Source organism: Bacillus sp. CD3-5, assembly GCF_006349665.1.
Lineage (GTDB): Bacteria > Bacillota > Bacilli > Bacillales > Bacillaceae_G > Bacillus_A > Bacillus_A paranthracis.
This window is the reverse complement of record NZ_VEPX01000002.1, coordinates 247,246-259,304: the sequence shown is the minus strand read 5'-3', so window position 1 is coordinate 259,304 and position 12,059 is coordinate 247,246. Positions and strand designations below refer to the sequence as shown.

8 protein-coding genes are annotated in these 12,059 nt (G+C 36.3%); 3 read left to right on the top strand and 5 right to left on the bottom strand.

Going from position 1 to position 12,059, the window contains the following annotated elements; translation table 11 throughout:
- Nucleotides 1-104: 104 nt before the first annotated feature.
- Complete coding sequence (gene bsaA / locus FH036_RS06315; RefSeq protein ID WP_000219438.1) at nt 105-587, top strand: glutathione peroxidase; 483 nt, start codon at nt 105-107, stop codon at nt 585-587.
- Between the two features lie 83 nt (nt 588-670).
- Here the strand turns inward: bsaA and FH036_RS06310 are convergent, their stop codons facing one another.
- From FH036_RS06310 to FH036_RS06290, 5 genes are all read right to left on the bottom strand, one after another.
- Nucleotides 671-2,899: a transglutaminase TgpA family protein gene (locus FH036_RS06310; protein ID WP_139895524.1), complete on the bottom strand. Its 2,229-nt coding sequence runs from the start codon at nt 2,897-2,899 to the stop codon at nt 671-673.
- Nucleotides 2,896-4,110 (bottom strand): DUF58 domain-containing protein, encoded by a 1,215-nt coding sequence (locus tag FH036_RS06305; RefSeq protein ID WP_000821919.1) that lies wholly within the window; start codon nt 4,108-4,110, stop codon nt 2,896-2,898. The genes FH036_RS06310 and FH036_RS06305 overlap by 4 nt, the downstream gene beginning before the upstream one ends.
- Nucleotides 4,110-5,072 carry an AAA family ATPase gene (locus FH036_RS06300; RefSeq protein WP_139895523.1) on the bottom strand — a complete coding sequence of 321 codons (963 nt, stop codon included), beginning with the start codon at nt 5,070-5,072 and terminating at the stop codon, nt 4,110-4,112. The genes FH036_RS06305 and FH036_RS06300 overlap by 1 nt, the downstream gene beginning before the upstream one ends.
- A 405-nt stretch (nt 5,073-5,477) precedes the next feature.
- On the bottom strand, nt 5,478-5,819 hold the full coding sequence (locus FH036_RS06295) for a hypothetical protein (RefSeq protein ID WP_097852806.1): 342 nt from the start codon (nt 5,817-5,819) through the stop codon (nt 5,478-5,480).
- Between the two features lie 116 nt (nt 5,820-5,935).
- Nucleotides 5,936-6,436, bottom strand: a complete 501-nt coding sequence (locus tag FH036_RS06290; protein WP_098229120.1) for a hypothetical protein — start codon at nt 6,434-6,436, stop codon at nt 5,936-5,938.
- A gap of 466 nt (nt 6,437-6,902) precedes the next feature.
- Between FH036_RS06290 and FH036_RS06285 the strand changes: the two genes are divergently transcribed.
- Entirely contained in the window at nt 6,903-10,586 is a 3,684-nt protein-coding gene (locus FH036_RS06285; protein ID WP_139895522.1) for a nitrate reductase subunit alpha, read from the top strand.
- Entirely contained in the window at nt 10,576-12,051 is a 1,476-nt protein-coding gene (narH, locus tag FH036_RS06280) for a nitrate reductase subunit beta (protein WP_138322103.1), read from the top strand. Before FH036_RS06285 ends, narH begins: the two co-directional genes overlap by 11 nt.
- The last annotated feature ends 8 nt before the right edge of the window (nt 12,052-12,059 follow it).

The following is a 12,059-nucleotide window of genomic DNA, read 5'->3' as shown; positions in this document are numbered from 1 at the left end:
AAAGCGTTTACAATCGTGGGGAGAAAATACGTAATAAGAGCTGTAAATTCACGAATGTAGTATAGTATAAACATAGAATGATAGTGAAGAGAGGGGCAAAGACAATGACAGTTTATGATTTTTCAGCTAAAACAATAACAGGTGAAGAAAAATCGTTAAAAGATTACGAGGGAAAAGTACTTCTTATTGTAAATGTAGCTAGTAAATGCGGGTTTACACCGCAATATAAAGGATTACAAGAAGTATATGATAAATATAAAGAACAAGGGCTAGAAATACTCGGTTTCCCATGTAACCAATTCGGAGGACAAGAACCAGGTACAGAAGCAGATATTACTAGTTTTTGTGAGTTAAACTACGGTGTAAACTTCCCGATGTTTGCAAAGATTGATGTGAAAGGCGATAAGGCTCATCCTCTGTATACATACATGACAGAACAAGCACCAGGTTTACTCGGTATGAAAGCAGTAAAATGGAACTTTACAAAATTTCTAATTGGAAAAGACGGAAAAGTAGTAGGGCGTTTTGCACCGCAAACGAAGCCGGTGGATTTAGAGGTTGAGATTGAGAAGGTACTTGGCGAATAACTAGGAGTTTCACTTTATTAAAAAATGCCTCAAAGAACTATTTTGTTCTTTGAGGCATTTTATTTACATTCACATTGTCAATATTAAATCGCTGAATGGAAGTCATTTGATTTAGGTGGAGAAGCAGCTTTTTTTATAAGCACTTCCCATAAGTGTACGGATTTTTTCCATTCTGCTGCGGCTTGTCCTTTTTGATACATAGCATTCTCATAACTGAAAGTAAGTTGTTGCATATCGGCCGAGTTGTAAAGTGTATCAACATGGAGAGCATATTCTCGGAATGTTTGACTCTCGTCTCGTCGTATACCAATTCGCGCAAATTGTTTTAGGAGAGAATCGTAAGCTTTTGTATAAACGGCATCATCTTTTCGATATTTATAGAAATGAATGATAAAAAACGTAATCCATTTCATTCTAGTGATGAATAGAATGTATCCTATAATACTAATCGGTATTGTAGAGAGGAATACGTACCACCAAGAAAATCCATTTTTAGAATTTGGAATCTTTTTAGTAGAAGCTTTTTCTGTATCTTCTATTAAACTTTTGAGCTTTGCTTCATTGTTTCGTTGTTGTATTGGTTCGTTATTAAAATTATATACTTCTTTATTTTGTAAAGTAGGAGCAGGAGTATTATTTATAAAATTATAGGGATTCGTAAATCCTTTTGTCGGTTCAAATGGAATCCATCCGTATCCAGGGAAGTATACTTCGACCCAAGAGTGTGCGTTATCGTTCGCGATTTTATAAACATCCTCACCTTCAGCACCCACAAGCGTATTATCAAGAGTTCCTTCTGTATAACCTTTTACCCAGCGAGCGGGAATTCCAGCAGAACGAAGTAACACGATCATAGATGTTGAGAAATTATTACAGTAGCCACTTTTTGTATCGAAAAGGAATTGATCTACATAATCTTGGTTTTGGGCAGGGAATGAGACATTCGTTGTTTCATATATAAAAGAATGGTCGGTGAAATAGTTTTCAATAGCTAATACTTTATCGTATCGGGTGTCTTTATCCTTTGTTAGACTACTAGCTAAGTCTCTTACTCGCTGTGGTAATGATTCAGGAAGTTGCGTGTACTTTGTCATGAAATAAGGATTTGATTCTTGACCTTCATTCGTTTTTACAGCTTTCAAGTTTTCTATGGAAAACTCCGGGACCTCATATGTTACTTTATAGGAATGTAAAGTAGTGGAAGAGTCTCCGTCCATCGTATAGATTTTTTCTGAAAATGTGTCAACGCTGTATGATATATCAGAAGAAGCCTCAACTGATATTAATCCTGCTGGATAGGTAAGGTGAGGATACCTTTTTCGCATGGTGATTGTTGCCTTAGTTGTCTCTGTTTTTGTATTTTGTTCGTACCAACTCACGACGTCGTTTTTATTTTTAAAAGTAACCTTCTTTTGATTTTCAGAAACTTCCCAACCTTTTCCGGTATAAAAATCTTTCGTTTCTACTCTCCAATATTGTTTGTTTTGCGTTGCTGCTGTAAAAACAATTGTAGGATCTGCTTTAAAAGGGCCACCTAATCGTGAGTCATCTAAACCATACCCAATTTTAGAAACTTCTTGCTGTTTACTTGCTTCGGATGTGTTGAATTGTAAAAAATCCATTGGGTTTGGCCATTGAGGACCAAATTTTGGAGCGAAGTATGCGATGGTTGCTGACAATACAATAAATACTGAAAGAGGTTTAAGTAATTTTGAGATTTCTCTAGCATAATTTTGTAAGTGTTCACTCTCTTTTATACGTTCTATGTGGATAAGACTAAGCATAAAAAAGCCGATGACAACGGTACGAATAATAGCGTGGTTTGCATTGTATACATGTAAGTTATGAAAAGCGGTGATATAAATAATAGTCAATATAAGAAATAACAATCCACGCTTTTTATGAATCATCCAAAAAGAGATGAAAGAACTCAAAAACCAAAATGATAAAAAAAATAAAAGTGTTGGAAAAACAGGAGAGATATCTAGCAAATTTCCCTGGAATAACAGGGAAGAATTTCGAGAAATATCATAAAAAAGTTTCGTTAGCCAAGATGGATTAATAAAAGCATTTTTATAATATAGGAAATGAATGATGAATAAAATCGTGATGATCTTTATTGGAATCTGCCACTTTGTTTGAAAAAAAGAGAGAGTGAAGCAAATCCCTATAAATATTACAAAAATATCTAATCTACCTACATTTGTAATACCTATAAGGGGGCTTAGCCATTCTAGTAAAAGTAGAAATGCGCATACATGCATGAAAAATCTAGTCATATCCCATTGTTTTTTTGTCTGTAATGTTATCATTTGCTCACCTCAAAAAACACGTTTGTATACTGGTTTCCATAAACTACATTTACAAATATTTTTCGTTTTTGTAGAGTTTCTAGAATACTAAGTTCGCGATGTGATAGTTGATTTGCTTTTTCTTTTACGACAAACACCATTAATTTTCTATTTTTTATAGCAGCATAGTCAGCTGCCTTTTGAATATCGGGAGAAAGATCACTTGTCACGAGTATAATTGTTACGGGTTCATAAACTTTTCTTAATTCCATTTCTACACTTCGGGAGAGCGGGAATACACTGTCCGCTTGTACTTTTGCTAAATGACAAAAGATTTGATGTAACTGACTATCTCCATTGTCTAAAGGGAAAAAAGTTCGTTCTTTTCCGGTAGATACGAATGACGCCGGTGAATTTTGCTTCAAAACAGATCTGACAATAGAGGCAGTAAATGTGACGACTGATTCGAATAGAGGGGATGGGGTTCTGTCCATAAATATCATAATATTATGGCTGCGCTGTTGTTCAAACTCTTTCGTCATAATGTTGTTTGTTCGTGCAGTTGCTTTCCAATCAATCCATGAAAAGCGGTCACCAGGTTTATAGTCTCTCACACCGACAGAAATGGTAGAGTCTTTTACTAAATTTATATTTGCTGAAAGTGCTCCTTGTTCGAAATGATTTTCCATTTGTCGATACGTTATATCTACATACTGAGGGTAGACTAAAAATGTATCTGGAACTGAAAAAATTACTTCTTTCTCCATCATACCGAATAGATCGCCAGTTTTGACACGTACGCTTGAAAAAGTATGCTCTCCTCTAGGGATTGTGTCGATTGCATATTGAAACGAAATATTTCGTTTCAATCCTGGAAAGAGTATTACTTTATTCATCTTCGTTTGTTTACAATTTGTAAATTGTGATGGTAGTTCATCTTCTATAATTAAGTAAAGCAAGGGGAAAGGAAAACTTCTTTTTATTGTAATGGTGCTTAAAAAAGGTTCTCCTGCTGCATATTCGTCTTGATTTGTTATTCGTTTTACTTCAGCGTTCCGCAAAGCATAGAAGGGGAGTAATAGTGAATAAAGGCCAATAGGAATCATACTGTAAAATAAAAACCAACTTACAAATCCTCCTTGAAGCATAGCGTATACAAATGTTAGGACTAGACATAAAGGAATGAGTAATAACTTAGTAAAATGATAGATTGATCGTAGTATTCGTTTCATCAAAGGTTCATCTTCCTTTGAGTCGGCACGGTAGTTCGCGCAACGATTTTTGCGATAATTTGTTCTCCTGTAATTCCTTCAAATTTTGCTTCCATTTTTAGAATGAGTCTGTGCGCTAACACGTAAGGAGCTAAAAATTTAACATCGTCTGGAATAACATAATTTCTGCCATGGATGAATGCATAAGCTTGTGAAGCTTTCATTAAAGCAATCGAGCCACGCGGACTTGCACCTAGTTGTATAGAACTATAAGAACGAGTCTGACTAACAAGCTTTACAATGTAATGCTTGATTGCTTTGTCCATGCTTATTTCCCGTACGCATTGTTGTAAATAAAGTAATTCTTCTATTGTTGTAATAGCTTGTAAATGGGAGAGAGGATTCGTTTTTTCCATCCGATTTAAAATTTCAAATTCTTCTTCTGGTGTAGGATATCCCATTCCTAGTTTCAACAAGAAACGATCGAGCTGTGCTTCTGGTAAAGGATATGTTCCCTCATATTCGACCGGATTTTGTGTAGCCATTACAAAGAACGGTTTTGGTAACGGTCTTGTCATGCCATCTATTGTAATATTGCCTTCTTCCATACTTTCAAGTAAGGCAGATTGTGTTTTGGGAGATGTACGATTAATTTCATCAGCAAGTATAAAATTCCCCATGATTGGTCCAGGCTTGAACTCGAATTGGAGCTCTTTCGGATTGTAAATAGAAACACCTGTAACATCTGACGGCAGTAAATCAGGTGTAAATTGAATGCGCTTGTAATCAGCATCAATTGATTTAGAAAGTGCACGTACTAACATTGTCTTCCCAACGCCAGGCACATCTTCTAATAGTACATGACCTTCAGCTAAGAGCGCTGTCAAAGCTAAGATCGTTTCTTTTCGTTTTCCGACCATTAACTTTTCAATATTGTTAATTATTTTTTCTATAATGGGATGTAATGAATCAAGCTGGTGCATCGTAATCCTCCTAATTTTATTATCGTTTGCTAATCTATTTAGTGGGAAATAGTATGTATCCATCTAATTGCGGGAAGTAAAGATTTCATCTTTAATTCTAAGAATATTCAGATTATTTATTCTGATTACATCTAGTATAATTGTTTCCGTAACTAAGGGCAATATGGTAAATAATGATTTCTCGTTTTATGTGAAATACGTTTTGATATAGAATAGTATCATCGGTAAAAGTAGAAGAGGGGAAGGACAGGAAAGATTGACCTCAATGAGCAAAATAAATAGCGTAGGAAACCCTACGCGTAAAGTTTGGAACATATATTAATACGCCTTGTGATTAAAATGTATATGAATAAAATAAAGTCGGCTTCACATGAAGAGGCCATCTATTTAAATTAATACACTCCTTTATTTTTTATCTTTTTTATATTCTTTTCGTTTATTTAACCAAATATGAATCAATTCTACCAATTCCATTGTTTCAATCTCACAATATTCTCCTTTCCCATCTTCGGCTAAATTGTCTAACACAGTAGTTGTGTCGTTCCGGATTTCTAAACCGCAAATGTTGCCATTCACTACTACATAATTTTTTTCTCCGTTTAAAACACTATGTATTTCTTCTAAAATCCAATCTCCAAAAGCTGCAACTTCAATTCCTAAAAAAGTTTCAACAAGTTTAATTTCTTGAGGAAGTCTCATAACTAAATCACTACTGTTAAGTACTTCAAAACTATATGGATATTTCATGACTATTTTACTCCTTTATTTCTGGCCTTAGTGACACTATTTACTTCTCTATTAATCTCATAAGCTCTATTAAGGTAATAAATTCTTATACTATCATTACTCTTGTCTTACTTAAATTATAGTAAAAGTAGATTATTATTAAACTTATCTATCCAATATTTCTCTGATGTAGGTATGAATTCAGTGAAATCTTCATATGTACCACTCCAATCTTTTGGTACATAGTTTTCATATGAGGCCGGTTCTGGAAACATTGAATATAGTATTTTATTATCAAAGTTAATTAATAAGACTGGACTATAATCTAATAGATCTTCTCCTGCATTCTTCCTTTTAATATTTTTAAGTAGTAAATAATTTAATTCTTCTTTAGTTGTTTTATATTGATTAATCCTTACTAAAAATACTTCTACATTTTCATGATCTAATACTTTTATTCCATTTCTTTCTTCCGTTTCATCATTATCTTCAATGCTTACACCTAAATTTTTATATGCATTATCTAATTTATTATAATCTAAAAACCATAGTTCTTTATCTGTTACATACCATCTAAACTCATTTTTATATATGACGGCTACTATAATGTTTTCTGCATAAAGCGGTTCTAATATCATAATATCCTCCTTTTATTATTATCTTAAAATCCTGCCATTCTGGTGTATTCTTCTCTTTATTCAATCCAAGTTGCTGACAATTCATATAGATTTCCTGGCGTTTTTTGTTCAACTATTTTCAGGATAGTTACCCTTGGTATGGTGGATTTAAAGTATTATATTTTCATTTGTTAATTCATCTAACGATTTAGGCATATCAAATTTAACTACTCCCAAATTACTTCCTCTATTATATAAGAAATTTTTTGCATATCTGTACTTCATCTTAACCTTTGCTAGAAGCAAGGAAGTAATTTAACAGTCAGTGAAGGATGTGAGCCCTCCACAATGATTAGATTTTCACTTTTTTATATTTTTTCCGGAATTTGTGACAATCTCTTGAACTGTGCGAAATGTCACATCTGTATTTTACAACCTCTCTTATAGTAAGGGTATGTAAGAGAGACGTATTAAAGGAGTGAACAGTATGAAGAAGAAACCTTCAGCACTAATGAGACGTTTAAAATATTTTTCACCAATAGATCGATATAACGATAATCATACTCAAGAAACATATGAAGATCGCGAATGGGAAAATGTGTACAGAAAGCGTTGGCAGCACGATAAAGTAATTCGTTCTACACATGGTGTGAACTGTACTGGTTCATGTAGTTGGAACATTTATGTGAAAGATGGAATTGTAACTTGGGAAGGACAGGAGCTTAACTATCCAACAACAGGTCCAGATATGCCTGACTTTGAACCACGAGGATGTCCACGTGGAGCGAGTTTTTCTTGGTACATTTATAGTCCACTTCGTGTGAAATATCCGTATGTACGTGGTGTTCTTTGGAGTATGTGGCAAGAGGAATTACAAAATAATGAGTCACCATTAGATGCTTGGAAAAGTATTGTGGAAAACCCTGAAAAAGCACGCAAGTATAAGCAGGCACGTGGTAAAGGGGGATTCGTTCGTGCAAATTGGGATGAAGTGTTACAACTCGTTTCTGCTTCATTATTATACACAGTAATGAAATACGGTCCAGACCGAAATGTTGGTTTTTCACCAATTCCAGCTATGTCGATGTTAAGTCATGCTGCAGGTAGCCGCTTTATGCAACTTATGGGTGGACCGATGCTTAGTTTCTATGATTGGTACGCAGATTTACCACCAGCTTCTCCGCAAATTTGGGGTGATCAAACAGATGTACCAGAAAGTAGTGACTGGTATAACTCTGGTTACATTATGACATGGGGTTCAAATGTACCGATGACAAGAACACCAGATGCTCACTTTTTAGCAGAGGTTCGATATAAAGGAACGAAAGTCGTTTCTGTCAGTCCTGATTTCGCTGAGTCAACAAAGTTTGCAGATGATTGGATTAGTGTGAAACAAGGTACAGACGGTGCACTTGCGATGGCAATGGGGCACGTAATCTTACAAGAATTTTACGTAGATAATCAAGTGGAGTACTTCACAAAGTATGCGAAGCAATATACTGATTTTCCTTTCTTCGTTACATTGAAACAAAAAGGAGACCAATTCGTTGCGGATCGATTCTTAAATGCTTCTGATATTGGACGCGAAACAAAGTTAGGAGAATGGAAACCTGTACTTTGGAACGAGAACACGAATGATTTTGCAACACCTCATGGCACAATGGGGTCACGTTGGGATAACGAAAAGAAATGGAATTTACGTTTAGAAGATGAAGAAACAGGCGAAAAGATTGATCCACGTCTTTCTGTACTTGGAATGGAAGATCATGTTGGAACTGTACAAATCCCGTACTTCTCTGATGATGGAAACAAAGTATTAGAACGTACAATTCCAGTGAAAAAGGTTATGACAGAAGAGGGCGAAGTGTTCGTTACTACTGTATATGACTTAACGTTAGCAAATTACGGTGTGAACCGAGGGCTTGGTGGACAAGAGCCGAAAGACTTCAATGATGACGTGCCGTTTACACCTGCATGGCAAGAGAAAATGACAGGAGTAAAACGAGATCTAATCATTCAAATCGCTCGTGAGTTTGCACAAAATGCTGTTGATACGAACGGTCGCTCAATGATTATTGTCGGAGCTGGTATTAACCATTGGTTTAACTCTGATACGATTTATCGCGCCGTTTTAAATCTTGTACTTCTCGTTGGGGCACAAGGTGTAAACGGCGGTGGCTGGGCGCATTACGTTGGGCAAGAAAAATTACGACCAGCAGAAGGGTGGCAAACAATCGCGATGGCAAAAGATTGGCAAGGGCCACCAAAATTACAAAATGGTACATCTTTCTTCTATTTCGTAACAGATCAATGGCGCTATGAAGATACACCAGTTGGACATTTAGCATCACCAGTCGAAGGCAACTCTCGTTATCAACATCACGGTGATTACAACGTTTTAGCGGCACGACTTGGTTGGTTACCTTCTTATCCGACATTTGAGAAAAATGGAATTGAACTATATAAAGAAGCTGTTGCTGCTGGTGCAACAACGCAAGAAGAAATCGGAAAATACGTTGCACAAAAACTAAAAGAAAAAGAACTGAAATTTGCGATTGAAGATCCAGATAATAAAAATAACTTCCCGCGCAACTTATTCGTTTGGCGTGCAAACTTAATTTCAAGTTCTGGTAAAGGACACGAATATTTCTTAAAACATTTATTAGGTACAACGAACGGATTAATGAATGATGATAGTGATTCATTACGACCAGAAGAAATTAAGTGGCATGAAGAAGCGCCAGAAGGGAAGTTAGATTTACTCATTAATTTAGATTTCCGTATGGCTGGAACAGCACTTTATTCTGATATCGTCTTACCGGCTTCAACTTGGTATGAAAAGCATGATTTAAGCAGTACAGATATGCATCCATTTGTTCATCCGTTTAATCCAGCAATCGGTTCACCGTGGGAAGCACGCTCTGACTGGGATATTTTCACTTCACTTTCTAAAGCTGTGTCAGATTTAGCAGAGAAAATTGATCTTGAACCAATGAAAGAAGTTGTTGCAACACCACTTCTTCACGATACACCGCAAGAATTAGCACAACCACTTGGTAAGATTAAAGATTGGAGCAAAGGTGAGTGTGAACCAATACCAGGTAAAACGATGCCACAAATTCATGTTGTCGAAAGGGATTATAAAACGATTTATGACAAAATGACGGCACTTGGACCAAATACCGGGAAACAACCGATTGGTACGAAAGGAATTTCTTGGTCGGCAGAAAAAGAGTATGAGCAATTAAAGAGCCGATTAGGAGTTGTTCAAACAGATTCTATTGCGAAAGGTTGTCCAGACATAAAAGAAGCAATCAATGCTGCTGAAGCGGTATTAACGCTTTCTTCTACAACAAACGGTCATATGGCTGTAAAAGCATGGGAAGCACTTGAAAAACAAACGGATTTAAAACTACGTGATTTAGCAGAAGAACGTGAAGAAGAATGCTTCACATTTGAACAAATTACAGCACAACCAAAAACAGTAATTACTTCTCCGGCCTTTACAGGTTCAGAAAAAGGTGGACGTCGTTACTCACCGTTTACAACAAATGTGGAACGTCTCATCCCTTGGAGAACAATCACTGGACGACAATCTTTCTATTTAGATCATGACATGATGAAAGAATTTGGTGAAACGATGGCAACATTTAAACCAATTCTGCAACATAAACCGTTCCGTAAATCACGACCTGAAGTAGAAGGAAAAGAAATTACATTAAACTATTTAACGCCGCATAATAAGTGGTCCATTCATAGTATGTACTTTGATTCATTACCGATGTTAACGCTATTTAGAGGTGGTCCAACCGTTTGGATGAATAAAGAAGATGCTGAAGAAGCTGGTGTTGCGGATAATGATTGGATCGAGTGCTTTAACCGTAACGGTGTTGTTGTAGCACGTGCTGTTGTAACGCACCGTATACCGAGAGGAATGGCGTTTATGCACCATGCGCAAGATCGTCACATTAACGTACCTGGTACGAAATTAACAAGTAACCGCGGGGGAACACATAATAGTCCAACTCGTATTCACGTGAAACCAACACATATGATTGGTGGATACGGTCAATTAAGTTATGGATTTAACTATTATGGTCCAACTGGGAACCAGCGCGATTTAAACGTTGTAATTCGCAAACTGAAGGAGGTAGATTGGCTTGAAGATTAAAGCACAAGTCGGAATGGTAATGAACCTAGATAAATGCATCGGCTGCCATACTTGTAGCGTAACGTGCAAAAACACCTGGACAAATCGTCCAGGTGCTGAATATATGTACTTCAATAATGTAGAAACGAAACCAGGTATTGGTTATCCAAAACAATGGGAAGATCAAGAGAAATATAAAGGCGGCTGGGAATTAAAAAATGGTGAAATTCAACTGAAATCCGGTTCGAAAATGAAGCGCCTTATGAATATTTTCCACAATCCAGATCAACCAACAATTGATGATTACTTTGAACCGTGGAACTATGATTATGAAACATTAACAAATAGTCCGCAGCGTAAGCATCAGCCAGTTGCTCGTCCGAAATCAGCAATTACAGGTGAATTTATCGACAAAATTGAATGGGGTCCAAACTGGGAAGATGATTTAGCTGGTGGACATATAACGGGTTTACAAGATCCGAACGTAAAGAAAATGGAAGAAGAAATTACAACCGATTTTGAAAATGTCTTTATGATGTATTTACCACGCATATGCGAACATTGTATGAATCCATCTTGCGTATCGTCTTGTCCATCTGGTGCGATGTATAAACGGGAAGAAGATGGGATTGTTCTTGTAGATCAAAATGCATGTCGTGCATGGAGATTTTGCGTATCGTCTTGCCCATATAAAAAAGTGTACTTTAACTGGCAAACGAATAAAGCGGAAAAATGTACAATGTGTTTCCCACGTATTGAAGCTGGTATGCCAACAATTTGTTCAGAAACATGTGTAGGACGTATCAGATATATTGGGGTAATGCTATATGACGCTGACAAAGTAAAAGAAGCGGCTTCTGTTGAGAATGAAAAAGATTTATATGAATCTCAGCTTACTGTTTTCTTAGATCCAAATGATCCAGAAGTAGCAGCTGAAGCGAAAAAACAAGGCATTCCTGAAGAATGGATTAAAGCGGCACAACAGTCACCAATCTATAAAATGATTATTGATTGGAAAATTGCTCTACCTCTTCATCCGGAGTATCGTACAATGCCAATGGTTTGGTATATCCCACCGCTTAGCCCAATTATGAATATGGTGGAAGGGAAAGGTAGTAACTGGCAAGCAGAAGAGATTTTCCCTGCTATCGATAATATGCGTATTCCAATTCAATATTTAGCGAATCTACTCACTGCAGGAGATGAATCACATATTCGACTTACATTGAAAAAAATGGCTGTTATGCGAACTCATATGAGAGCACTGCAAATTAATAAAGAACCAAATGAAGCGGTATTAAAAGAACTCGGTTTAACGAAACAGGATGTAGAAGATATGTATCGTCTTCTTGCTATCGCAAAATATAAAGATCGTTTTGTTATCCCGACGTCTCACCGCGAACAAGTTGCAGATTTATATAATGAACAAGGAAGCTGTGGTTTATCATTTGCAGGTGGTCCAGGCTCTTGCATGACAATTTCTTAAATAATGGG